The organism is Alteromonas sp. IB21 (assembly GCF_016405965.1).
GTDB lineage: Bacteria > Pseudomonadota > Gammaproteobacteria > Enterobacterales > Alteromonadaceae > Alteromonas.
In genome coordinates, this window is sequence record NZ_JAEFCD010000013.1 from 33,440 (window position 1) to 57,185 (window position 23,746).

Annotated in this window: 21 protein-coding genes; 14 read left to right on the forward strand and 7 right to left on the reverse strand. The window is 45.5% G+C overall.

Annotation, left to right across the window (positions count from 1 at the left end; all coding sequences use genetic code 11):
• Window positions 1–176: 176 nt before the first annotated feature.
• Complete coding sequence (gene plsB / locus JC525_RS10475) at window positions 177–2,633, reverse strand: glycerol-3-phosphate 1-O-acyltransferase PlsB (protein WP_198815796.1); 2,457 nt, start codon at window positions 2,631–2,633, stop codon at window positions 177–179.
• Between the two features lie 257 nt (window positions 2,634–2,890).
• On the opposite strand from plsB, the gene JC525_RS10480 reads away from it, so the two are divergent.
• The 6 genes from JC525_RS10480 to JC525_RS10505 all read left to right on the forward strand — a co-directional run bounded on the left by JC525_RS10480 (window position 2,891) and on the right by JC525_RS10505 (window position 10,906).
• Window positions 2,891–5,176, forward strand: a complete 2,286-nt coding sequence (locus JC525_RS10480; protein WP_198815797.1) for a sensor domain-containing diguanylate cyclase — start codon at window positions 2,891–2,893, stop codon at window positions 5,174–5,176.
• Window positions 5,177–5,257: 81 nt separating this feature from the next.
• Entirely contained in the window at window positions 5,258–5,884 is a 627-nt protein-coding gene (gene lexA / locus JC525_RS10485) for a transcriptional repressor LexA (protein WP_198815798.1), read from the forward strand.
• A gap of 580 nt (window positions 5,885–6,464) precedes the next feature.
• Window positions 6,465–7,628, forward strand: a complete 1,164-nt coding sequence (coxB, locus tag JC525_RS10490; protein ID WP_198815799.1) for a cytochrome c oxidase subunit II — start codon at window positions 6,465–6,467, stop codon at window positions 7,626–7,628.
• Window positions 7,629–7,637: 9 nt separating this feature from the next.
• Window positions 7,638–9,272 carry a cytochrome c oxidase subunit I gene (gene ctaD / locus JC525_RS10495; RefSeq protein ID WP_159118656.1) on the forward strand — a complete coding sequence of 545 codons (1,635 nt, stop codon included), beginning with the start codon at window positions 7,638–7,640 and terminating at the stop codon, window positions 9,270–9,272.
• 129 nt (window positions 9,273–9,401) lie between these two features.
• Window positions 9,402–9,989, forward strand: a complete 588-nt coding sequence (locus JC525_RS10500) for a cytochrome c oxidase assembly protein (protein WP_198815862.1) — start codon at window positions 9,402–9,404, stop codon at window positions 9,987–9,989.
• A 23-nt stretch (window positions 9,990–10,012) separates the two neighbouring features.
• A complete protein-coding gene (locus JC525_RS10505; RefSeq protein ID WP_198815800.1) occupies window positions 10,013–10,906 on the forward strand; it encodes a cytochrome c oxidase subunit 3 in 894 nt (297 codons plus the stop codon).
• A gap of 14 nt (window positions 10,907–10,920) precedes the next feature.
• On the opposite strand, the gene JC525_RS10510 is transcribed toward JC525_RS10505, so the two are convergent.
• On the reverse strand, window positions 10,921–11,130 hold the full coding sequence (locus JC525_RS10510) for a DUF2909 domain-containing protein (RefSeq protein WP_198815801.1): 210 nt from the start codon (window positions 11,128–11,130) through the stop codon (window positions 10,921–10,923).
• A gap of 45 nt (window positions 11,131–11,175) precedes the next feature.
• Here JC525_RS10510 and JC525_RS10515 point away from each other — a divergent pair, with 45 nt between their 5' ends.
• Genes JC525_RS10515 through JC525_RS10540 form a run of 6 tightly spaced genes read left to right on the forward strand, consistent with a single transcriptional unit; the run spans window position 11,176 to window position 15,766 of the window.
• Complete coding sequence (locus JC525_RS10515) at window positions 11,176–11,880, forward strand: SURF1 family protein (protein ID WP_198815802.1); 705 nt, start codon at window positions 11,176–11,178, stop codon at window positions 11,878–11,880.
• Complete coding sequence (locus JC525_RS10520; RefSeq protein ID WP_198815803.1) at window positions 11,873–12,412, forward strand: hypothetical protein; 540 nt, start codon at window positions 11,873–11,875, stop codon at window positions 12,410–12,412. Before JC525_RS10515 ends, JC525_RS10520 begins: the two co-directional genes overlap by 8 nt.
• Before the next feature lie 5 nt (window positions 12,413–12,417).
• A complete protein-coding gene (locus JC525_RS10525; RefSeq protein ID WP_198815804.1) occupies window positions 12,418–13,626 on the forward strand; it encodes a COX15/CtaA family protein in 1,209 nt (402 codons plus the stop codon).
• Window positions 13,619–14,536 (forward strand): heme o synthase, encoded by a 918-nt coding sequence (cyoE, locus tag JC525_RS10530; RefSeq protein ID WP_198815805.1) that lies wholly within the window; start codon window positions 13,619–13,621, stop codon window positions 14,534–14,536. The genes JC525_RS10525 and cyoE overlap by 8 nt, the downstream gene beginning before the upstream one ends.
• Window positions 14,533–15,177 (forward strand): SCO family protein, encoded by a 645-nt coding sequence (locus JC525_RS10535; RefSeq protein WP_198815806.1) that lies wholly within the window; start codon window positions 14,533–14,535, stop codon window positions 15,175–15,177. Before cyoE ends, JC525_RS10535 begins: the two co-directional genes overlap by 4 nt.
• Before the next feature lies 1 nt (window position 15,178).
• Complete coding sequence (locus JC525_RS10540; protein WP_198815807.1) at window positions 15,179–15,766, forward strand: GNAT family N-acetyltransferase; 588 nt, start codon at window positions 15,179–15,181, stop codon at window positions 15,764–15,766.
• A 77-nt stretch (window positions 15,767–15,843) separates the two neighbouring features.
• Here the strand turns inward: JC525_RS10540 and JC525_RS10545 are convergent, their stop codons facing one another.
• The gene (locus JC525_RS10545; protein WP_198815808.1) at window positions 15,844–17,043 is read right to left on the reverse strand and encodes a polysaccharide deacetylase family protein; all 1,200 of its coding nucleotides are present in this window, start codon (window positions 17,041–17,043) and stop codon (window positions 15,844–15,846) included.
• 163 nt (window positions 17,044–17,206) lie between these two features.
• Between JC525_RS10545 and JC525_RS10550 the strand changes: the two genes are divergently transcribed.
• The gene (locus tag JC525_RS10550; protein ID WP_198815809.1) at window positions 17,207–18,547 is read left to right on the forward strand and encodes an MATE family efflux transporter; all 1,341 of its coding nucleotides are present in this window, start codon (window positions 17,207–17,209) and stop codon (window positions 18,545–18,547) included.
• A 59-nt stretch (window positions 18,548–18,606) separates the two neighbouring features.
• On the opposite strand, the gene JC525_RS10555 is transcribed toward JC525_RS10550, so the two are convergent.
• The 4 genes from JC525_RS10555 to nfuA form a co-directional block, all read right to left on the reverse strand.
• A complete protein-coding gene (locus JC525_RS10555; RefSeq protein WP_198815810.1) occupies window positions 18,607–18,990 on the reverse strand; it encodes a VOC family protein in 384 nt (127 codons plus the stop codon).
• Between the two features lie 62 nt (window positions 18,991–19,052).
• Window positions 19,053–19,748 (reverse strand): aspartate/glutamate racemase family protein, encoded by a 696-nt coding sequence (locus JC525_RS10560; RefSeq protein WP_198815811.1) that lies wholly within the window; start codon window positions 19,746–19,748, stop codon window positions 19,053–19,055.
• A gap of 236 nt (window positions 19,749–19,984) precedes the next feature.
• Window positions 19,985–20,206 carry a multicopper oxidase domain-containing protein gene (locus tag JC525_RS20235; RefSeq protein WP_198815863.1) on the reverse strand — a complete coding sequence of 74 codons (222 nt, stop codon included), beginning with the start codon at window positions 20,204–20,206 and terminating at the stop codon, window positions 19,985–19,987.
• Window positions 20,207–20,269: 63 nt separating this feature from the next.
• Window positions 20,270–20,848, reverse strand: a complete 579-nt coding sequence (gene nfuA, locus JC525_RS10570; protein ID WP_105932462.1) for a Fe-S biogenesis protein NfuA — start codon at window positions 20,846–20,848, stop codon at window positions 20,270–20,272.
• Between the two features lie 161 nt (window positions 20,849–21,009).
• Here nfuA and JC525_RS10575 point away from each other — a divergent pair, with 161 nt between their 5' ends.
• Entirely contained in the window at window positions 21,010–23,667 is a 2,658-nt protein-coding gene (locus tag JC525_RS10575) for a M14 family zinc carboxypeptidase (RefSeq protein ID WP_198815812.1), read from the forward strand.
• The last annotated feature ends 79 nt before the right edge of the window (window positions 23,668–23,746 follow it).

The window sequence follows — 23,746 nt, forward strand, 5'->3', positions numbered from 1 at the left end:
AGCGATGCAAAGCGGCATTACTTCAAGCTAAACTATCTTTTATTCAGTGTATGCTATTTAGAGCAACTGAGAGCAATAACGCCTAGATATGCTGCATAAAAAAGCCCATGTGGCTTCACTTCATCACGCTACATGGGCTTTTTGTTTTGGAAAGAAAATACCGTTGTGTAACGGTCCTACTCATTCGCGCCGTTAAGCGCTACGTTCTCTAAGTGCTGCATCATTTCAGGCCATATCAGCGCCATAACGTCTTGGCGAAGGGCTTCGCACTCTTCTGAGTATTTGAGGCTGCCATCTTTTTCAGAGTCTAGCCAATGATTTTCTTTAAGTGCACCAATGAAGCTAGACAGTACATTCTTGTCGTAAAACTCTGGTGAGCTTAGCCCGTAAAGCGCTGACAAACGCTCTGCTACTTGCTTGCTCTCTCGCTCTAGTGCGCGACGGCTTATTACTTTTTCTTTATCAAGAATGGTCAGCACTACGGCATAACGCTGTAATGTTTCCTGCATACATCGGCTTAATAGCCAAGCTGAATGGAATTCTTTACAGTGCGCATCTGGAGGAAGAAGTTCTCCCTCTTTTTGACGTAAAAGCCCATTATTTAACAGAGCAGTGATCAGCGCGTCGGTATGAGCAAGGGCTTCATCTTGGGTAAGATGCAAAAACAGTTCTCTTTGCAACAAAGGGTAAAGCGCTGCAATTAGCTGCAGTATCTCGTTCTTTGTTGCCCCTTTTCGCGCGAAAACAGACGCCATAATCAAACCCGGGATCGCGAATAAATGCAAAATATTGTTTCTATAATAGGTAAGGTAAACCGCTGATTTAGGTTGAGGGCTAATTAACCTGCCATAGTCGTCTTCTTTTATTTCAAATCGACCGAGTTTTAGCGTGTCGCGCAGCAACTCTCCAGCCGTCGACTCTGGGATAGTTGCATCTTCGCTAAAGGGTACTGCCTTAAACAAATCCATAAAATCGCCGATGGCTTGTTTTAACTCGGATTCACTCATGGTTTGGGTTTTTGAAGACAGCAAACACAGTGAAGTTAGCGCCATGCCGTTTAACGCAGCAGCGCGGTTTATGCGTGTCATAACGTTGTTTGCTAATTCATTAACCGCTGGCGTTAGCCACGCAGGCTTTTTCTCGGGCTCAGCGTCACGACAGTCACGCCAGTTGGGCACGTGAGTTTCTAGAAATTGATTAAGCGCGATTGGCTCACCAAAGTTTACGTAGCCGTGGCCATAATTTTTTAGTTTGCGAATGGCTGAGAACACCTGAAGATTAGACTCTTTTTTCTTCTTAGAACCTTTAAGCTCATTTAGGTAGCTCTTCACTTCCATTACGTTTTCATAGCCAATGTAAACAGGCACAATGCTGACTGGGCGATTAACCCCTTTAAGCATGGCCTGAATAGTCATGGCTAGCATGCCGGTTTTAGGTGGGATCAAACGGCCCGTGCGGCTGCGGCCACCCTCTGGGTAATACTTTACTGAGTAACCCTTATTGAACAGTAGCTCTAAATATTCTCTGAATACGGCAGTGTATAGCTTGTTACCTGCGAAACTGCGGCGTAGGAAAAACGCTCCGCCACGACGAAACATTTTGCCCACAGGCCAAAAATTGAGATTTATGCCCGCTGCAATGTGCGGCGTTACCATACCTTCATGATAAATCACGTAAGTCAGCAACAAGTAGTCCATATGGCTACGGTGACAGGGCACGTAAATAATTTCGTGGCCGTTTGCGGCTAGCTCACGAATACGGTCTGCATGACCTACACTAATACCGTTATATATCTTGTTCCAAATGCGGGTGAGCAGCCTATCACCGAACCTGATCAATCCCTCACGGTAATCTGCCGCGATTTCCGTGATATAGCTTTGCGCTGTCTCTTTCGCTTTTTCGTGAGACACTTTCTTGCTTCGTGACTCTTCAGCAATGGCACGACGAACTGCATCAGAACCCAATACACTATTATTTAGTTCTTGACGCTCTAACAACGTTGGGCCAGTCATACTTTGGCGTTTACGTTGAAAGTGAGTACTTGCTACTCGTACAAGCTTGTGAGCAATACTTTGATCGCTGCCATGTTGGTTAGACATGGCCCTTGCTGAGACGGCTTTGGAATAGTTGATGAAGTTATCTCGGCCCAAAAATAGCACGATAAATAACTTGCGAAGCCAGCTTGGTGCTGCCGCCTCTGTGATCAAGTCGCTCAAGCCTGGATTACCTCGACCGGGTGCTCTTCCCCATGTCACATATACAGGCACAACCTGCAAATCGAGATTTTCATGGTCTCTGTGCAAATGGAAAAGCTCAGTGAACACGTCTTCGATACCCGTATCTCTCGTTGATGAGCGAAAAATGGGTTGGGTTTTTCGCAGAAACAGGGTTGACGAATATTCCCTGCCCGCTAGCGTGAGGGTTTCGGTTGGGCTAGGTAAACCTAGTGCTTCGGTCGACATTCTCAATGCAAGTTGGTCTGTCACTGAGTTTGAGGGGAGAAGATAAACAATAGGTTTGCTTTTATCTATCCCAAGTTCGGTCTCAACGTTGACGGGTATACTGTGGGCTTTAACCAGTAACTTAACAGGATAATGAAATACCGACAGAAGGGCTTTTCGCATCCACGACATGAATTGTGTAATCCTATGAAATAAAAACGGGTGAAGTGTAACATAATCGCCGTACGATCTCGCGATATGCCACTTTCATTGCTGTAATGACTAGATCATAGCGCACAAGTTCAAAAACGTGTTGTCCTTTTCTTGTGTAAACGCGCGTTACCACCCCACTTAGACTTTTTTACTATTCATGATCCCCCGTATTTTGTTGCGATAAGGAGTTACTGTTACTACTTTTTACATAGGTAAAAATTAATGAGAAAGGTGTAGTGAACGATCAAACTCGTTTAAAAACCATTGACGACTTCATGTTAAACAGTGAATTGCCGTTGGATTTGGATGACCTAATGGTGATTCTCGCTGAGGCATATCAAGTTCCCATTGCGCTTATCGGCATTGTAGGGCAATACGAAGAAACGTTTAAAGCCCGATATGGCACAGATTTACACCGTATAAATCGAGAGCATGCTTTTTGCAGTCATGTGGTCGATGAGCAAAAACAGTTTGTCGTATCCAATGCGAAAGAGGATCCCCGTTTTTCCGATAACCCTCTGGTTACTGGCGAGCCCCATATTTGTTTTTATGCGGGAACGCCGATAAAGGCAAATGACCAAGTTGTTGGTGCAGTCTGTCTGATTGATACAGTGCCACGAGAAATGGATGAGAAGCGTTTAACGTTGTTGGAAAGAGTTGGTGTATTAGTTAGTCAGCATATCTCCCTTTCACGAGAGCATGAAGCACTCAAACGAGAGCATGGTTTAATTGAAAAGTCTCCTATCGTTCTAGCGACATGGCGCTACGATACTTCACTACGGTTAGTCCATATATCGAAGAATAGTGAACGGGTGCTGGGTATTTCATCCGATGATTTGCTTGGCGGCATGGTAGAACTCAGCGATGTCATTACACAGGAAGCGGATAACGCATTTACCTTCGCTATGCAAGCGCATATGGAAGGTGTCGAATCCCACTCGTGCCGCTTGCAAATCACCACACCTAGCAGAACTATTTGGGTGAGCATGATTTCGACAGCGAATTTTCGCGAAGACGGCGCGCTATATTCTGTGCAGGCGTTTCTATTCGATACGAGCGATCAAAAATATGTAGAGGATAAGCTCAACAAGACAAACCAGCGTATGCGTTTGTTGTTAGAAGCGTCGGAGTTAGGAACGTGGGACTGGAATTTACCCGCCGATGTTAACCAAGTGAATAAGCGGTGGTGCGATATCGTCGGTATTGAATATGAATATTACGATACCAGTGCGCGTTTTTTTCGACAGCTTATTCACCCTGCAGACTACGTTAATGTAGAAAAGATGCTTCACGACCATTTAAAAGGTAATACAAGCGTTTTTAATACGACGTTTCGCATGAAACACACCAATGATTCCTGGGTTTGGGTGGAAAGTTATGGGAAAACGGTAGAGACTGATGAGAAAGGAAGGCCTACTCGTATTGCAGGTATCCATCGTGATATTACCGAGCGAATGGTACGAGAGCTTCACGAGAAGAAAAAGACACAGTTGCTTCAATTTATCAACAAGACTCGGGCATCATATCTTGAAAATAATGATTTAACCTTGGCCTGCCAAACCGTATTGCCTGAATTAATTGATATCTCTGACAGTCAATTTGCATTCGTAGGCCAAATGAAGGGAGAAGGTGAATCGCCCCGGCTTTTCATACATGCCATTTCCGAAATAGTGTGGGATAGCAGCAGCTTCACCCAATACACTGAGTATAAAAAACGTAATTTGTACTTCAGTAATTTCAACAATCTTTTCGGTACCACCATCGTGACGGGCGAAGTGACTATTAGCAACGTATCGGGGAGTCACCCCAACTCTAAAGGGGTGCCAACAGGCCACCCGCGAATAAGCCGATTTTTAGGGTTGCCCATCAAGATTAAAGACAGAGTGGTGGGAATGATTGGGCTAGCAAACAAGTTTGACGTATATACCGTCGAAGATGCAGAGTTTTTACAGCCCTTGTTAGACGCCCTTGCGGGGCTTTTCTATGCTGTCGAACTAGAAGAGGCGAGAGCGGTTGCAGAAGAAAAACTGCGCCGGCTAGCGATGACCGACTCTTTAACAGGGTTGTACAACCGCCGAGCTTTTCTAGATGAATGTAATGCTGTGTCACAAAGGTATGGCAGTGGCTGTGTTGCCATCATAGACGTAGATCATTTTAAAAAGGTTAACGATACGTACGGGCACGATGCTGGCGACCAAGCGCTTATCATGATTGCCAGTAAGGTTGCTAAACAAAATCAGGCGCCTAGTGTGGTTGCCCGACTTGGTGGGGAGGAGTTTGCGCTCGTCGTTATTGGTGAAACCAAAGATGCAATACATGTTCAGTTAGAGGCTTTGCGCATTGCTGTTGAGGAGAGCACACTTTCTTATGGATCGGACGCAATAAACTTAACCATTAGCATCGGTGCTGCATTCATCGAAGATACGTTTGGCGCAGACTTTAGTTCGCTTTTATCTGATGCCGATAAATCTCTGTATTTAGCGAAAGAAAAAGGAAGAAACAAGGTGGTTTGGGTGAGTTAAGGGCAAAAGACGAGGCAAGTGCTTGTTATTTGTTGTTAGGTGTATATACTTACAGGAACTGTATGAACAGACAGGTCTTTTATGCGCCCACTCACAGCTCGACAAACTGAAGTTTTAGAACTTATCAAGACAACCATGCAAAAAACGGGAATGCCGCCTACCCGTGCTGAAATTGCTCGTCAACTTGGCTTCCGCTCCGCTAATGCGGCCGAAGAACATTTAAAGGCGCTGGCGAGAAAAGGCGTGATAGAAATTCTTCCGGGCACGTCCAGAGGCATCAAGCTTAACATTCCTCTTGAGAGCGAGGCGGCTGAGGAAGAAGGTCTGCCGCTTATAGGGCGCGTTGCCGCTGGTGAGCCTATTCTAGCGCAAGAGCATGTGGAATCGCATTACAAGGTAGACCCCGCGTTGTTCAAGCCTCAAGCTGACTTTTTACTTCGTGTAAACGGCATGAGCATGAAGGACATCGGTATTTTAGACGGAGATTTGCTAGCGGTTCATCGCACGACGGATGTTCACAATGGTCAGGTTGTTGTTGCCCGTGTAGACGAAGATGTTACGGTTAAGCGCTTGGAAAGGCGAGGCCGTGAAGTATTGCTTCATGCTGAAAATGAAGAGTTTGCGCCAATTAAGGTTGATCTCGCTAATGAGCCGTTTGCCATTGAAGGTATTGCGGTGGGCGTTATTAGAAACGCAGACTGGATGTAAGGTTTTAGCGACTTTGTTTAAAAGCGGTGCATTAGCCGCTTTTTTTATGCCTCTTTATCCCCTCCCCACTCACCGTTTAGGCAACTTAGGGTTTAATGTCTCAGTAAAAGTACGGTGCATTACTGTGCTATTTCTGACCAATTTCGACGCTATCAAAATTGCTATTCGATGATGAGAATGTCGATTTCTAATTCGAACGCTGTTTGAAAGTAATATTTATTCGCTGAATACTTCTCTATTTTTTAATCATTTATAAGAAAGGTGTCGTCGAACGCCTGTTCAAAATGAGCGTTTAATCTTAACACACATCATTTTGTGTCGACTTCAACATGATCAGCATCGTTTCATGCTATGCAATTCTCAAATGATTAAATTTTAACCTTTTCATTAAATTTTTAATAGAAAAGACTAGACGGCACGACATTATTGAGCAATTCTTACACAAAGATTAACAAAATAATAACAATGACTCTAAATTTGTTTTACAAGTTGAGGTGAAGGGTCAAGCGTTCGCAATTCATTTGGTAGGGTATCGCGCTCAAAGAAAGCGTCTTCAGTCCTACCATTACGGAGGTGCTGAGTGAAACAACAAACGACCGTATTGGCAAAGTGGTGTGCAACGATATCCTCTTTGCTGTTCTCTTCATTGCTCTTTGCGCAGGAAACTGCAGAAGAAGTGTCTTCATTGAACTTAAGGCGCGGCGCTACTGATATCAGTGGCCAAGTATATGACCTTCACATGCTGATGTTTTTCATTTGTGTCGGCATTGCGGTAGTGGTCTTTGGCGTAATGTTTGTCTCTATGTACTTACATAGAAAGTCTCGAGGCGCTAAGCCAGCAAATTTTCATGAAAATGTAAAAGTAGAAATTGCATGGACCGTTATTCCCTTTCTCATTCTTATTTTTATGGCGGTTCCCGCAGCTAACACCCTTATAGCCATGGAAGATACCACTGAACCCGATATGACTGTGTTGGTGACAGGGTCACAGTGGAAATGGCACTACAAATACATGGATAGTGACGTCGAGTTTTATTCGCTTCTAGCGACTCAGCGGGAACAAATCGAAAACAAATTCGAAAAAACAGACAACTATTTGTTGGAAGTCGATCGTCCACTGGTCATTCCTACTGGCAAAAAAGTTCGTTTTCTCATTACGTCTGATGACGTTATTCATTCTTGGTGGGTCCCCGATTTTGCCGTGAAGAAAGACGCAAACCCCGGGTTCATCAATGAATCGTGGGCGAAAGTAAACGAACCGGGAATTTACCGCGGACAGTGCGCAGAACTTTGTGGAAAAGATCACGGTTATATGCCGGTTGTAGTTATCGCAAAAGAGCCTGCTGAGTTTGATAAATGGATGGGTGAACAAGAGGAAAAGGTTCGTCGGGCGAAAGAAGAGGAGCAGCGATTACTTTCAATGAACATGTCAATGGATGAGTTGATGAAAGAGGGCGAGCGAGTCTATAACGCGACGTGTGCCGCGTGTCATATGCCTAACGGTGAAGGTTTGCCGGGCGTATTTCCTGCGTTGAAGGGCAGTAAAATGGCCCTTGAAGATCAAAAAGGCCATATTGATATCGTGCTTCACGGTAAATCGGGTACGGCAATGCAGGCATTTAACAAAATGCTTAGCTTAAAAGAAATAGCGGCGGTGGTTACCTACGAACGAAATGCTTGGGGTAACAATACCGGAGATATGGTTCAGGCCAAAGATGTCAACGCTGTGGCAAACGGAAACTAGGAGCAGATCATGAGCAAAGCAACTGAAGTTATTTCGCCAGATACCTCTGCGCCCCACGCTGGCCACGGGCATGATGAGCATAACCACGAACACCACGATCACATTCCAAAGGGGATAACTCGATGGTTGTTTACCACTAACCATAAAGACATTGGCACACTCTACCTGTGGTTTGCTTTTATTATGTTTTTAGTGGGTGGAGCGATGGCGATGGTCATTCGAGCCGAACTCTTCCAACCAGGTCTACAGATAGTTGAGCCGAACTTTTTTAACCAAATGACCACGGTACACGGTCTTATCATGGTATTTGGGGCAGTAATGCCCGCCTTTACGGGTCTGGCTAACTGGTTAATTCCAATGATGATTGGCGCGCCAGATATGGCACTGCCTCGAATGAATAACTGGAGTTTTTGGATATTACCGGGCGCGTTTTTAATCTTACTTAGCTCGCTCTTTATGGAGGGAGGCGGCCCTGCGTTTGGTTGGACTTTTTACGCTCCGCTTTCAACCACTTATAGCGGGGATTCAACGGCGCTTTTCGTGTTTTCTGTTCATATCATGGGTATTTCGTCAATCATGGGAGCGATTAACGTAATCGTCACCATATTTAATATGCGTGCGCCAGGCATGACGTGGATGAAAATGCCCCTGTTCGTGTGGACATGGCTAATAACCGCGTTTTTACTTATTGCAGTAATGCCAGTACTCGCGGGTGCGGTAACCATGGTATTAACTGATAAGTTCTTTGGAACGAGTTTCTTCGATGCTGCCGGTGGTGGTGATCCCGTCATGTTCCAGCATATTTTCTGGTTCTTTGGACATCCTGAAGTTTATATTATGATTTTGCCCGCGTTTGGCATTATTTCTCAAATAGTGCCTACCTTCTCCAGAAAGCAACTCTTTGGCTATGCGTCGATGGTTTATGCTACCGCGTCTATAGCACTGCTATCGTTTATTGTATGGGCTCACCATATGTTTACGACAGGAATGCCGGTGTACATGGAAATGTTCTTCATGTTTGCCACCATGCTTATTTCTGTGCCAACGGGTGTGAAAGTGTTTAACTGGGTTGCGACTATGTGGCGAGGCTCTCTAAGCTTTGAAATGCCCATGATGTTCGCTATCGCTTTTATTGTGCTTTTCACCATTGGGGGTTTATCAGGGTTAATGTTAGCGATTACGCCCGTTGACTTCCAATATCACGATACGTATTTCGTTGTGGCTCATTTCCACTATGTCTTGGTAACAGGTGCTGTCTTTTCCATAATGGCTGCAGTCTATTATTGGCTGCCTAAATGGACAGGGAAAATGTACGACACCACACTTGCGAAGTGGCATTTTTGGTGCTCGCTCATTTCAGTAAACGTTCTGTTCTTCCCTATGCACTTCGTTGGTTTAGCGGGTATGCCTCGCCGTATTCCAGATTACGCACTGCAGTTCGCCGACTTCAATAAATGGATAAGCTTAGGCGGCTTTGCATTTGGCCTTTCTCAACTGATCTTCTTGGCGCTACTTATCAAGGCGTGTAAGAAGCAGGGCGAGGCTGTGTCGTCACAAGTATGGGATGGTGCTGAAGGTCTAGAATGGGAGATTCCATCGCCTGCTCCTTATCACACATTCGAAACACCACCCGTTGTGAAATAAGCAGGTAGTTTTTGCTATGAATGTGGACAGTGTGGATAACAATCCACGCTGTCTAGCTGGTGGAGTAGTTAGATTGTTTTTTCACACGTCTAATTGCCCTCACCTTTGGATTTAGCCGGAGGTAGCGTGATGTCACAACAAAGTGCAAATAACAAAATGGTGATCAAGCTAGTCGCGATTGTCATCGGTATGTTTGGCTTCGGCTTCGCCCTGGTGCCCCTTTACGATGTGTTTTGCGACATAACAGGGATTAACGGCAAGACCGAGGGAAGTGCAGCGGTTTACCAATCAGTAGAAGTTGATGAATCTAGGGAAGTCACGGTCGAGTTTATAGCCCGAACTAATTCTGGAATGCCTTGGGAATTTCGTGCTGAAACCAAACGCGTAAAAGTCCATCCTGGTGAACTAAATACCGTCTCTTTCTACGTGAGAAACCCGGCGTCGAGTAATATTGTGGCGCAAGCGATTCCTTCTGTATCTCCCGGTATTGCAGCGCTCTACTTAAACAAAACCGAATGCTTCTGCTTTAACCAGCAGCCTCTGGATGCCGGGAGTGAAGCGTATATGCCCATGCAGTTTTACGTCGACCCTCAGCTACCCAAAGACATTACATTTTTTACATTGCAGTACACACTCTATGACGTCACAGCGAGAGCAAGTGACCTAACGACAACACCGAATCCCTTTATGGCTTCAGCACCGTCTGCCGGTGAATAGGCGCAAGGGGTAAGGAGAAAAAAATGCAGTCCGAAGTTCAGAATAACGACTACCAGAAATATTACGTACCCGCGCAAAGTCCTTGGCCCATTGTAGGAGCCGTTGCGTTGTTCCTCATCGCCGTAGGCGCGGGCAACTTTGTGGTTGAAGCGACGAGAGGTGAAGCCGGCTATGGAGGTTATATTCTCTTAGCAGGTATCGCGGTTTTACTAGTGATGTTGATTGGCTGGTTTAAAAATCAAATCGATGAATCGATGGCGGGGCTTTATAGCGATCAATTGGGCCGCTCCTATCGCCAAGGAATGAGCTGGTTTATTTTCTCTGAAGTCATGTTTTTTGCCGCGTTCTTTGGCGCACTTTATTACGCGAGATTCATTGCTGTGCCATGGCTGGGTGGGGCATCAAACAACGCCATGACCAACGAGGTGTTATGGCCAACCTTTGAGGCGATGTGGCCCCTTGTTACTACACCTGGTGGCATTACCACACAAGAGATGAAAGCCGCAGGTCTTCCAACTATAAATACTGTCATTCTGCTTATTTCTTCAATTACGCTGCATTTTGCGCACGTAGGGTTGGAGCAAAATAAACGTAAGCAATTAACTTTAATGCTTGGCATAACGATTTTACTTGGATGTGGGTTCTTGTTCCTTCAGGTGGAGGAATATATCCATGCTTATCGCGATTTAGGGCTAACGCTGCAGTCAGGCATTTACGGAAACACCTTTTTTATGCTCACTGGGTTTCATGGTATGCACGTCACCTTGGGTACCATCATTCTGATCGTACTATTTTTCAGAGTGTTAAAAGGGCACTTTTCGCCAGACAACCATTTCGCGTTTCAAGCGGGGAGCTGGTACTGGCACTTCGTAGACGTAGTGTGGGTAATGCTCTACATCTTTGTCTACGTGCTATGAAAAAGCCCCCAGACTCAATAAGGTCTTGGGTTTGGGGTAATCAAGCCTGTACCAATAGCGATAAGGATAAGAATGACAATGATGGCAGAAGTGAGGACCCGTCGACCAATATATTTACTCATTGGGCCTTTTGTCGTGTCGTTCTTAATCATAATTCGCATTGCCATGAACAAGTTCACAATCATAAATAGCACTAATGCAACAAGGACGATTTTTATCAGCATATTGACCTCTGTTTTTATTCTAATGCGCCACGGAGCCAGATAATCATGTTTTCTTGCCCACGCCATTTTATACCTTGGTTACTCACGGGTATTAGTGTGGCAGCTATGTGCGGCTTGGGATATTGGCAACTCGAGCGTATGGTCCAAAAGCAACAACGTTTAGCTAGCATAGCGCAAAAGCAGAGTAATGGAACCTTGAGTTTAGAAGAAGCGCTAACCCATTCAGACCCTAGAGATATTATTGTGTCGATGAAGGGGCAACTCGATGGTAATCACATACTTCTTTTAGACAACCAAATACACAATCAGCGCGTTGGTTTTGATGTTTTAGCACCGGTTTATACAAATGCAGGATGGTTACTTGTCAACTTCGGCTGGTTGCCCGCGCCAGACTTGGTAAGAACCTTGCCCGACATTAATTTAGTGAGTGAAACGCGGGCGTTCGAAGGCGTTATTAGTGTGCCTGGCGAAAACCCGCTGGTGAGAGAAACGAATATGTCGCTTTCTACCAGCCCAACACTTATTCAACACATAGACTTTTCTGCACTTGGCGGTGCGCTAGAGAGAAAGTTTTTACCGTTTATTCTTCACCTTACAACGCCTGACCCCACCTATGTGCGCGAATACAAAGCCGTTGTAATGTCTCCAGAAAAGCACCTTGGCTACGCAGTGCAATGGTTTGGGTTAGCCATCGCGGCAGCGGCCATCGGCGGTTATGCAATTAGTAAGAAAGGACGAAGTTATGAGTAATACTGCTTCAAAGAAGACCTTAATAATGATGGTGGCTGTGTTTGTATTGCCGGTGGTATTGGCAAAGCTAGCACTTGAAAATGACTGGTTTACCAAAGGCGCTACTAATAAGGGGCAGCTATTGGCGCCCACTATCGATATGGGCGCTTTACTTAATGACGCAGAGCCTAAATGGCGTTTACTTTACGTGATGCCTGACGAGTGTGATGCCGTATGTGATAACGCACTGTTCAGCATTAATCAAGTTTGGCTCGCACTAGGAAAAGAGTCTGACCGTGCTCAGGCACTGGTGATTGCAACGTCCTCCAGTGATAAACGTGCGATAGCTGCTCTACGCGAATACCCTTTTGTCGAGACAATGATGGTTACCACACCCACCTCTCTTGCCTCAAGCAGTGTCTATATTGTTGATACGCAGAATAATGCCATGCTCTTCTACGAGATTAAGGATGATAGAAAAGATGCTGTGATGGAAAGTCGCAATATGCTGGCCGACATGAGAAAGCTCTTGAAATTATCACGTATAGGATAATCGCTATGAAAAAGTTAACACTATTCAGTATTTTTCTTGCCGCAGTTGTCATAATTTTAGGTGCCTATACACGTTTGACCGATGCGGGCCTTGGCTGTCCCGACTGGCCTGGATGTTACGGCAACCTTACCGTGCCTTTAAGTGAAGAAAAAGTGGCTCAGGCAAACGCAGCCTATCCAGAGCGTCCAGTCGAGGCGTTTAAAGCGTGGAATGAGATGATTCATCGTTACTTTGCCGGGACCTTGGGGCTCTGTGTACTGGCTATTGCTATCATTGCGGTAAGACAGCGTCATAAAGGTACGCCGGTGAAGCTTCCTCTGTTTCTTCTTGGGTTAATAATTTTTCAAGCTGCCCTTGGCATGTGGACAGTAACACTCAACTTGCTGCCTGTCGTCGTAATGGGCCATCTACTGGGAGGCTTTTCGGTTCTATCCTGTCTTTTTGTGCTTTATTTACGTTTACACAATCGCACTAACGAAGCATACCATTTGGGTCTGACTGACGTTCCAATCGAAAAGGCAGCCTTAGATACTTCACAGAGAGCTAATTCATTTCAGTCATCCCTTAAACTTGCAGCCTTCATTGGCGCGGGCGTTCTAATAACACAAATTGCGCTTGGGGGTTGGACCTCTGCTAACTATGCCGCACTTGCGTGCACAGAGATGCTCGTTTGTGAGAGTGGTTGGCAAGACCGTATTGATATCCCCGGAGCCTTTAGTGTTCCTGATGCACAAAACTATGAATTTGGCGCCCATGATTATGGTGAGCGAGTCACTATGCATATTGTCCATAGGTTAGGTGCTCTCATCACCTTCGTGTACTTACTCGCTTTGGGGATTAGCGTTCTAGTAAGTCGTTACGCGACATCAAAACAAAAATATGTAAGTGCATTTATGATACTAACGCTATTCACACAGGTGGCTTTAGGTATCAGCAATGTAGTCTTCATGTTGCCACTCGCCGTGGCCGTTTTACACAACGCGGTGGCTGCGATATTACTTCTATCGTTGATAAATCTAATTTTCACGCTAGTAACAAGGTCCCAGCATACGCGTGTCCTCAACAGTGATAGACAAAATAGTCATGCATTATCAGGTTCACGTTCTTTGCATGGTGCTGGCGCATTCAGAACGGACGCATCGACATCTAACTCTATTGCTGGGTCTACGTCTTCTCATATTCTCCCTAGAGCTCCAGGAGGTTTCTATGGCTAAATCGGTTTCGCTACACGCTCGTTCATCTCGCCAACATCAGGTCGTAACGTGGCGTGATTATTATGAAATGACTAAGCCTAATGTGGTTATGCTACTTCTATTAACCGCCCTTGTGGGCATGTGCTTAGCCACGCCAAACTGGGTCAATGCAAAGGTTCTGATATGTGGTTTGTTAGGCATTGGCATGCTGTCAGCATCTGCAGCAGTTATTAATCACGTTGTAGACCACAAGATTGACAGTGTAATGGCACGCACGTTTAACCGACCGGTAGCTAAAGGTAAGGTAAGCATTAACCACGCGCTGTGGTTTGCTGGCACCTTGGGAGTATTGGGCTTTGTTGTTCTTGCCCTTTTCGTAAACATGCTAACAGCGTGGTTAACCTTGGCCAGTTTGGTTGGCTATGCGTTCATATACACAATGTACCTAAAGCGCGCTACGCCACAAAACATCGTTATTGGTGGGTTAGCGGGGGCTGCTCCTCCTCTTTTGGGGTGGACCGCGGTAACAGGAGAAGTTCACTCTCACGCATTACTGCTCGTACTCATCATTTTTACATGGACTCCACCTCATTTCTGGGCGCTGGCCATTCACAGAGAAAAAGACTACGCCAAGGCCAAGGTGCCCATGTTGCCGGTAACCCATGGCGTTGCCTTTACTAAAACTTCTGTTCTGCTGTATACCGTATTGTTAGGGCTTGTTTGTTTACTTCCCTATCTGACGGGAATGAGCGACCTTATTTACTTGATAGGCTCAAGTCTTCTCAATATTGGGTTTTTGTATTATGCGCTAAAACTTAAATTCGATGCGCAACCTGAAACTGCTATGAAAACTTTTAGGTTTTCAATTATTCATCTCATGGTATTGTTTGTCATATTACTCTTAGATCACTATGTACCACTGAGTTTATGAATCAACGAACTACCGTAGGTCTTGTCGCATTTTTAGCATTATGTGCGGGCATCGTCGGGGCGCTATATATTGCGCCCCCGACTGGTGAAAGTCTACCTGAATACTTTCAAGCCTATCCTGAACCTCGTGAAATCACGCCGTTTGAATTAACCTCACATAATGGCGAGGCTTTCGATAACTCATCGTTGAAAGGGCAATGGAGTCTTGTGTTTGTGGGCTATACCTTTTGCCCTGATATCTGCCCTACCACCATGGCTGAATTGAACGGTATATACCCTGAACTAAAAGCTCTAGACAGTGTCAAACCTATCAAAGTCGTTTTTGTGTCGGTAGATCCCAAACGCGACTCAGTAGAGCGACTTGCAGAGTACGTGAACTATTTTAATGAGGAATTTATCGCCGTAACCGGTGAGCATAAGGCGCTTTTTCCCTTCGTTCGCAATTTGGGAATGATGTATGCTATCGCAGAAAGCACCGATAACCCCAATTATTTAGTTGATCACAGTGCTTCTGTTGTACTTGTCGACCCTGAAGCTAGGGTGATAGGAAGATTTAAACCAAAAAGAGAGCCAGGGAAGCTATCGGTAAGTGATCCTCAGCAAATATTGGCAGATATGCCAGTAATTATTTCGAAGCAGTAATATGGAAATCATAATCAGGCAAGGCATAGCATCTGATGCTGCGCAAACTACGCCGCTTATATTAAACGCGGCACAGTCATTGTTAACGTCTATTTTCGGACACAATAAAAATAAAACAGCCGATGGTTATCTTGCTCACGCTTGGGAGTTAGGTGGAGGCCAATACGGTTTCAAGAACCATTGGGTGGCTAGTAAAGACAGCGAAATACTGGGTGTTGTCACTTCATGGCATAGTAAGCTAGGAGCTGCGTTCGATAGAGCGACGCTAGATAGTATCACGTCATATTTCACTTTAGACGAAGCCATGACGGTCTTAATGCGCAATCAAACGGTTGCTGTCAATCTTACTCCACCCACTACAACTGAATTAATGATTGGGCACCTTTCTGTTGCTGAAAGCGCGAAGCGCAGCGGAGTGGGCTCTCGATTGGTTGATATCATGCATGAGAGAGCGGAAAAGCTGAAAAAGCGTAAGCTGGTGCTAGATGTTGAAGTGTCGAACATTCCGGCTATTCGCTTTTACCAGCATCATAACTTCCAAGAAGAGTCGATAAACAAAGGCTTTATACGGTTTGCAAAGCCCGTATAGGTAAACGTTTTCTTATGTAAGTGCGGGCTTTATAATACGCGCTCGCACCTAGCCTAAGTCTCGCTAATAATTGCGCCCTAGTCAGGATAATTACCCTTTTCGTCTGCCACAAAAAAAGGTGTTGAGTACCAATAATAGCGCCCTGCTTGTGTTTTTGACGGCGCCGTACAGTTCACCCGTGAACGTCCCACCGGAAGCGTTCTGTCCAGAGTAAAAGAAAGTACGTTGCCTTCAACGCTTGTCTCTATGGTATCGCCACCAAAAAAACAGTTCACTTGGGTAAGGCGCACATCGTCACTGTTTATCGTTAAGCTGATAGGTGATGATAGGTTTCGTGTTGTCATGCGAGGGTTTTCATGTGAACTGTGCGTTACCGGCATAGCAAGGCTATTTAACTTAGTTTTTAGTGTCGCTAAATTGGCATATGGGCCTGCCGCCGGAAAACGCGGAAGCGCCTGCATGTTACTCGTTGGGCCTACTGCTCCTGAGTGTTGACCGAACCCAATGTAACCTTCAGTTTTAAGCTTGTTAGCGAGTGCCGTGTTGTACTCTCCAAATGGATACGCTAAATATTTAAGGCTAATATCCAATTTGTCTTCTATTTTCTTCTCAGCGCTCTTTACGTTTTGCCATACTTTGTCGAGCCATGTGCGCTCGTCCATAGCTTGCTCACCGTTTAGCATATGCAAATGATCTAGGGTGTGATTGGCAAAAACAACACCGTCGTTATGCATAGCAATCACCTGCTCCCATGTTAATTGCTTCGGACCTACGCCAATTTCATCAGGGTTTATGAAGATGGTATACGGAAAGCCCAAGTCAGCGAGTATGGGATGCGCATTGTTTAAAATGTTTGCGTATCCATCGTCAAAGGTAATAGCGACCGCTTTCTCTGGCAGTGTAGTATTGTTTTGTATGGCTGAAACAACATCTTGCAGTGGCACGACTGTGTGGTGAGCGTCTAAGTATTCCATGTGAGATTTAAAGGCCTCAGGTGAAATACTGGTACTGGCAGGCGTGGAAGAAGAAACGTGGTGATAAAGTAAAATAGCGGCGTTAGGCGCGTTACTTATACTAGGCTCGCTGCTTAACCCTCCCTCACCCTGTATATTAGATGTGATAGATGAAACAGGATTTGCAGCAGTATATAAAGCAGGACCTGAAGCAAAGCTAGACCCAAAGAACAGCGCGCTGAAAACCCCCACTAACATCGAAGATAACACGTTTAGACTAATGCGATTCTTCTCTTTATTTTGAATCAAAGTGTTGGTTTTCATATCATCATCCACTGAGTACCTGATTAAATTCGATAGCGTGTTAAACTTCCACACAAGGCGACTTGGCCAGTCTTTTTTGTTTGGTTAAACAAGTACGCCTTCCACTTATGCTGTTGCATAGGTTGATAGTATATAGCGAAACCAACCCCTACTGAGATCATTTATGTCCCGTGCCCACGTAACTCAGCGCTCATTTTTTGATGATCATACTCGTCTTTTAGCTTTAGCGCTTCCAATGATCCTAGCGAATATTACCACGCCACTTTTAGGTTTAGTGGATACCGCGGTATTGGGCCATATGTCGCTACCTGCCATGCTTGCGGGGGCGTCGGTAGGCGCGCTTATCTTAACGCAAATATACTGGGTGTGCGGGTTTCTTCGCATGTCTTCGACAGGGCTTAGTGCACAGGCTAAAGGCTCGCCGAACAATACCCTTGAATCAGCAAAAGTATTGTGGCAAACGGTTGCAGTAGCCGTACTATTGGGGGGAGCCGTGCTTGCTCTTCAATCTCCAATTCTTTCCTTAGGCTTAACGTTAACTCAACCCAACAGTGAAGTTGCCCTTCACCTTCAAGGTTACTTTTCAGCGCGAGTATGGGGCGCGCCAGCTGCCATGCTTAACCTGGCATTGGTGGGATGGTTGGTTGGGCAGCAAAAAACGCGCAGCGTTATGACAATACAAATCGTAGGGAATTTATTGAACGCTGCACTCGATGTAGTGTTTGTGTTTGGGTTTAACCTGTCGGTGGCTGGCGTGGCGCTGGCCAGTGTAATTGCTGAATATACCATGGCAATGATGGCGTTAGCAGTAGCGTTTAAGCAGGTTGGCGGTGTGACGGTAAGAGCGTCATGGTTCAACCGTGCAGCTCGAAAAGTGCTGATGAAGCTAAACGGTGACATGCTGCTACGGAATTTAGCACTGCAAGGCTGCTTAGCGTTTCTTACCATTCAAGGTGCCCGCTATGGCGAAACGTCGGCGGCGGTTAATGCCATACTCATGCAGTTTTTTGTTTTAATTGCGCTGGGGCTTGATGGTATTGCCTATGGCGTTGAAGCGCTGGTGGGTGAAGCTAAAGGTGCTTCAAATAGGGCAGAAATTAAACGCCGTACCTACCAAGGACTGGCTTGGTCGAGTGGTTTTGCCCTTATCTACAGTCTGATATTTTACGCGGGAGGTGAAGCCATTATTCAGCTTCTTACCGAACATGATGACATTGTAAATTCAGCGTTACCTTACCTTGGCTTGATGGTTGTACTTCCTTTGTTGGCGCACTGGTGCTTTTTGTATGATGGTGTCTTTGTTGGGCTTACTCGAGCCAGCGCAATGAGAAATACCATGATAATGAGTGCGTTAGGTGTATATTTTCCCGTGTGGTATCTCACGCAGCAAAAGGGTAACGTCAGCCTGTGGTATGCTCTCCTTGCCTTCCTGCTAGCCCGTGGTGTGACCTTAGCATGGAGCTTTTATATTCTAGACCAACGGAATGAGCTAGTGTCATCATAACGCTGATGTATCGAGTCGCCTGCTAAAGCGATCGGCCTCTTTAGCAGGCTAAGTGTAGGTTATTTTTTTATGATATGCGTGGCGCAGAGTTTGTTGCCAGCTGGATCGCGTAAATAAGCAAGATAAAGTTGGCGCTCGCCGCTGCCACGAATGCCAGGAGGATCTTCACATGGAATTCCTCCATTCTCGCTGCCCACTTTATGCCATTCATCCACCACTTCTGGTGTACGGGCTGCAAGGCCTAGCGTTGTGCCGTTACCATGCGTGGCTTCTTCACCATTAATCGGCTTTGTAAGCGCCAGAATACCTTTTGCCGTGTAGTAAAATACGCGTCCGTGTTCGTCATAAACGCCGGGCTCGTGGCCCAGTACGCCTAAAATGGCATCATAGAATTTCTTTGATGCTTCAAGGTCGTTCGCACCTAACATAACGTGACTAAACATAGTTGTGTCCTCTGAGAATAGTAGGGGAAAAACCCCTTTATCAACATTAAGTTACACGCGATTTACTGGGCTAACGCAAAATCTACCGCCGCAGAAGCATGGATAGCCGTCGTATCGTACAACCTAACGTTGGTGTCTTTTTGTTGAACTAATAACGCGATTTCAGTGCAGCCTAGAATAATACCTTCAGCACCCTTAGCAGCAAGCGCGTTAATAATTTCAATATACGCGTTACGGGAGTCAACACAAATCACGCCCTTGCATAATTGTTCATAAATAATGTTATGAACCGTGTTTCTTTGCTGAGTATTAGGAACAACAACTTGAATGCCAAAAAGCGTTTCAAGGCGAGAGGTATAAAAGTCTTGCTCCATAGTAAAGCGCGTACCTAGCAGCCCAACTTTTTTAACCTTGTTTTGCTTTAACACGCGCCCTGTGGCATCAGCAATGTGAATAAGAGGAACAGAGATATTTTGCTCTATATCAGCAGCAACTTTGTGCATGGTATTGGTACAAATTAATATGGCCTTTGCACCGGCCGTTTCTAAATGCTTTGCCTCGCGAATTAGAATGTCAGCAGTTTTATCCCATTCTCCTTTATGCTGAAGCTGTTCTATTTGTGCAAAATCAACGCTGCTTATCACAAGCGGCGCACTATGCAGGCCGCCAAGTCGCGCATTTACGCCGCGGTTTATCGCTTGATAATAACTTACCGTAGACTCCCAACTCATGCCGCCGAGTAGGCCAAGTTTCTTCATTGTCTTCACCACAGGTCACCTTCACTTTTCAGGCACTTAGCACAACATCTTACCTAACTATAACATCCATTTTTAACCACTGGCACGAAAAGAGAATCAGTAGGGCGAATAACCGTAGAGAGAGGGATAACGGTGTTATTTTAGCGGGGGCGCGACACAAATTTAGATGGGCATACTGAACAAAGAGTGACGTCGTTAACATCCTTTTTTTGTGCGTATTTGCTGTAAGGCGATAATTATAACGAACGTAAAGTCAAAATTTGGGGGGCGGCTTCTTGTTCTTCAACGACGAAAAACGCGCTAGAAAAATGCCAATATAGCCAAACATGGCAATGACAAAGCCAACAAATAACACCGTTAAACCGAGAACGTATAGCGACGTGTGTAAATGGCTTAATGTAAATAGCAGCAAGACGCCGACAACGAAAATAGTTAAGCCTTTTTTGAATCGTTGCCAGCTTTTATGTATGTCTTGCGTCAGCATAGGTTAAGATACCTAGAGGGGCCTAGCTAAACTCTACTTAGTAGTATGAGTGCTCGCCCGCTTGGTGTTCAGTTGCATCGCGCACGCCCTTAAGCTCGCCAGCAAACTGTTCAACCATTTGCTTTTCAATACCTTCTTTAAGCGTTACGTCTACCATCGAGCAGCCGTTACAACCGCCACCAAATTGAAGTATGGCGTAGCCATCTTCTGTCAGCTCAGTAAGCACAACGTTGCCTCCATGGCTTGCTAGCTGAGGGTTGATTTCCGACTCAATCATATAGTTGATTCGTTCAATCAAAGGTGCATCGTCTGCCACTTTACGCGCTTTTGCGTTAGGCGCTTTAAGCGTTAGCTGGGAGCCCATTTGATCGGTAACGTAGTCAATTTCCGCTTCATCTAGATACGGCGCACTTTCTTCATCAACTACGGCATCAAATCCATTAAACGGCAAACGGGTGTCCGTCTCTTCAACAGCGTCTGGCGGGCAATAGGACACGCCACACTCTGCCGATGAAGTGCCTGGGTTTACGACGAATACACGAATATTCGTGCCAGACTCTTGTTTACTCAACAGTTTTACGAAGTGAGCCTGGGCTTCTTCTGATATAGTTATCATCAGCAAGTCCTACATATTTTGAAATTTGGATTATTGTATCAAATTTACCTGAGTAAAACAGTCAGGTATTAATTAAATAAATTATTCCAGTAAATCGAATTTGTTGGGAAAGTTGCAAAGTGCAACGTGTTCTCAACTATAACAACAAGACGGGAAGCGCTATGTTAGCGAAATTGCAAAACTCCGCCAGAAACCACCTTTTATCACTTACTTCATTGTTAGCCCTAGGCACTATTGCATTCGGAGCAACTACCAGTCACCAAGCAGTAGCCCAACCAGCGTTAGCATCAGCTGTTACTATTGTACCTGATGTAGGCGGTCAGCCGGTGACAGCATACTTACCTGATACCGTAACCTATAATCCGGCTATTCCAACGCCTGAATCTGTCCTTGGCGCCAACATTGGTGAATGGCATGTAAGACATGATCAAGTTGTGAATTACATGAAGCTACTTGCCGAAACCTCTGACCGCATCACTATTGAGGAAACCGGACGCACTCATGAAAATCGTCCGCTCTTGCTAATGACAATCACCGCGCCGTCAAATAGAAACAATATTGAAGCCATGAGACAGCAACACATTGATGCCATGGAAAGCGGTAAAAAAGTAGGTAGCGATGCTCCCCTGATATTCTACATGGGCTACAGTATTCACGGTAACGAGCCTTCTGGTACCAATGCTTCCCTAGCGCTGGCGTACTATTTAGCCGCCGCCGAAGGTGAAGAAATTGATGCCTTGTTAAACAAGAATATTGTGCTATTCGATCCGTCTTTCAACCCCGACGGACTTTCCCGTTTTGCTCAATGGGCTAACATGCACAAGGGTAAGCAGCTGGTTTCTGACAGTCGTCATCGTGAACACGACGAGGGTTGGCCATCCGGCCGCACAAACCACTATTGGTTCGATTTGAATCGCGACTGGCTATTACTGGCGCATCCAGAATCCCAAGCACGCATTAAACAGTTTCATAAGTGGCGCCCGCATATACTGACCGATTTTCACGAAATGGGCACAGACAGTACCTATTTTTTTCAGCCTGGCGTACGCTCGCGTAAAAATCCGTTAACGCCAGATGAGAACGTCACCCTCACTGAAGCGCTGGCGCAATATCATGCTGCTTCGTTTGATAAACAAGGCGAGCTATATTTCACTCAAGAAGCATTTGACGACTTCTATGCAGGAAAAGGCTCTACATATCCAGATTTACACGGCAGCATAGGTATTTTATTCGAGCAAGCTAGTTCACGAGGTCACCTGCAGGACTCCATCAATGGAAAGCTGGCGTTCAAAGATACCATAGCGAACCAAATCACTACCTCGCTAAGCACTTTCAAAGGCGCACTAGCAAATAAGGCTGCAATTCTTGACTACCAATCGGGTTTTGTTAAGAGCACGCAGTCGTTAGCTAAGCAAGATGCACAAGCTGGGTTTGTTGTAAGTGCATCGAATGATACTGCTCGCTTTAATGCTTTTATCGCGCTACTAGAACAACATCACATTGAATATAAAGTATTAACAAAAAACTTCGAGGCAGACAAAGTTCGTTACGGGGCAGGAAAAGCGATATATATTCCTACTAGCCAGTCTCAATACCGCTTAGTTAAATCTATTTTTTCTACCCAAACGTCGTTCGAAAACAACACGTTTTACGATGTTTCAACGTGGAATTTAGCGCTCGCCTTCAATTTAGATTACGCGCCTTTAGACAAGAGCGATGTGCGGAGCCTTGAGTTAAGTGACGACACCGCATTAGCTCAAGCAGCACCTAATGATATTCATCCTGACGCTTATGCTTACGCATTCTCTTGGCAGCATTATTATGCCCCAGCTATGCTGCAAACCTTATTGGAAGCAGGTGTAAAAGTGCGCAGCAGTGAAGAAGCGTTTTCTGCCGTGAAATACGACGGTGAACACGTTGAGCTGCAAGCTGGCAGTATTGTTGTACCGAAAGGCTTGGGGCAGCCTGAAAACTTGGCGTCCATTTTAAGTAAAGCACAACAGCAACTTCAGGTGCCGGTGTTTAGCTTACGCAGTGGGTTAACACCCACAGGGAATGACTTAGGCAGCCGAAGCATGGCACCAGTGGCGTTGCCGCAAGTGTTGATCGTAGGCGGTGAAGGCACCAGTGAATACGAAGCCGGTGAAATGTGGCATTACTTCGATACAAAGGTAGGGCTAGCCGCCAGTATTGTAGAGCAACAGCATCTGTTAAGAGCCCTTAATGACGCCAGCGTCACCTATACACATCTACTATTTCCAAGCGGTAGCTATCGTTTTACGGAGAGCGAGAGAGCAAAAATTGAGGAGTGGGTGAAAGCGGGTGGCGTGATTGTCGGTCAGAAATCCGCGCTTCGTTATTTTGCTCAGCATAAATGGTTAGATGTAGAAGTGGTTAGCCGAGAAAGTATTGATAACGCGTTCGATGAAAGCGAATTAAGTTACAAAGACGGCTCATCGTTATACGCCAGAAAGCTAGTGGCAGGGGCAGTATTTGAAGCGAACATCGATAATTCTCATCCGCTGTTTTACGGATATGACGGTGACACGCTGCCCATGTTTAAAACCAACAATATGATAATAGAAGCTAGTAGTTCCCCTTTTGTGACGCCAGCGCGTTACACAGAAGAGCCTCTGATGGCTGGGTTTAGCGATAGTGCAATGGTGGAGCTAATGGCGGAATCAACCGCTGTGACCACGCAAAAAATGGGCCGTGGTGTTGTCATTGGCTTTACCGACAATACGCAGTTTAGAGGGTATTGGTACGGCACAAACAAGATGCTGGCTAATGCGATTTATCAGTCGCACTTTATTCGCTGAATCAGTGAGAAGAGCGCGGTAAATGCCGCGCTTTAAACATTACGTTTTAGTCCCTTTTTGTTCCTGAACTTACCCATTG

What these genes read in the sequence shown, in the direction of transcription:
- plsB (WP_198815796.1), bottom strand. Translation starts at nt 2,633, where the DNA reads ATGTCGTGGATGCGAAAAGCCCTTCTGTCGGTATTTCATTATCCTGTT.
- lexA (WP_198815798.1), top strand. Translation starts at nt 5,258, where the DNA reads ATGCGCCCACTCACAGCTCGACAAACTGAAGTTTTAGAACTTATCAAG.
- ctaD (WP_159118656.1), top strand. Translation starts at nt 7,638, where the DNA reads ATGAGCAAAGCAACTGAAGTTATTTCGCCAGATACCTCTGCGCCCCAC.
- JC525_RS10500 (WP_198815862.1), top strand. Translation starts at nt 9,402, where the DNA reads ATGTCACAACAAAGTGCAAATAACAAAATGGTGATCAAGCTAGTCGCG.
- JC525_RS10505 (WP_198815800.1), top strand. Translation starts at nt 10,013, where the DNA reads ATGCAGTCCGAAGTTCAGAATAACGACTACCAGAAATATTACGTACCC.
- JC525_RS10510 (WP_198815801.1), bottom strand. Translation starts at nt 11,130, where the DNA reads ATGCTGATAAAAATCGTCCTTGTTGCATTAGTGCTATTTATGATTGTG.
- JC525_RS10515 (WP_198815802.1), top strand. Translation starts at nt 11,176, where the DNA reads ATGTTTTCTTGCCCACGCCATTTTATACCTTGGTTACTCACGGGTATT.
- JC525_RS10520 (WP_198815803.1), top strand. Translation starts at nt 11,873, where the DNA reads ATGAGTAATACTGCTTCAAAGAAGACCTTAATAATGATGGTGGCTGTG.
- JC525_RS10525 (WP_198815804.1), top strand. Translation starts at nt 12,418, where the DNA reads ATGAAAAAGTTAACACTATTCAGTATTTTTCTTGCCGCAGTTGTCATA.
- cyoE (WP_198815805.1), top strand. Translation starts at nt 13,619, where the DNA reads ATGGCTAAATCGGTTTCGCTACACGCTCGTTCATCTCGCCAACATCAG.
- JC525_RS10535 (WP_198815806.1), top strand. Translation starts at nt 14,533, where the DNA reads ATGAATCAACGAACTACCGTAGGTCTTGTCGCATTTTTAGCATTATGT.
- JC525_RS10540 (WP_198815807.1), top strand. Translation starts at nt 15,179, where the DNA reads ATGGAAATCATAATCAGGCAAGGCATAGCATCTGATGCTGCGCAAACT.
- JC525_RS10545 (WP_198815808.1), bottom strand. Translation starts at nt 17,043, where the DNA reads ATGAAAACCAACACTTTGATTCAAAATAAAGAGAAGAATCGCATTAGT.
- JC525_RS10550 (WP_198815809.1), top strand. Translation starts at nt 17,207, where the DNA reads ATGTCCCGTGCCCACGTAACTCAGCGCTCATTTTTTGATGATCATACT.
- JC525_RS10555 (WP_198815810.1), bottom strand. Translation starts at nt 18,990, where the DNA reads ATGTTTAGTCACGTTATGTTAGGTGCGAACGACCTTGAAGCATCAAAG.
- JC525_RS10560 (WP_198815811.1), bottom strand. Translation starts at nt 19,748, where the DNA reads ATGAAGAAACTTGGCCTACTCGGCGGCATGAGTTGGGAGTCTACGGTA.
- nfuA (WP_105932462.1), bottom strand. Translation starts at nt 20,848, where the DNA reads ATGATAACTATATCAGAAGAAGCCCAGGCTCACTTCGTAAAACTGTTG.
- JC525_RS10575 (WP_198815812.1), top strand. Translation starts at nt 21,010, where the DNA reads ATGTTAGCGAAATTGCAAAACTCCGCCAGAAACCACCTTTTATCACTT.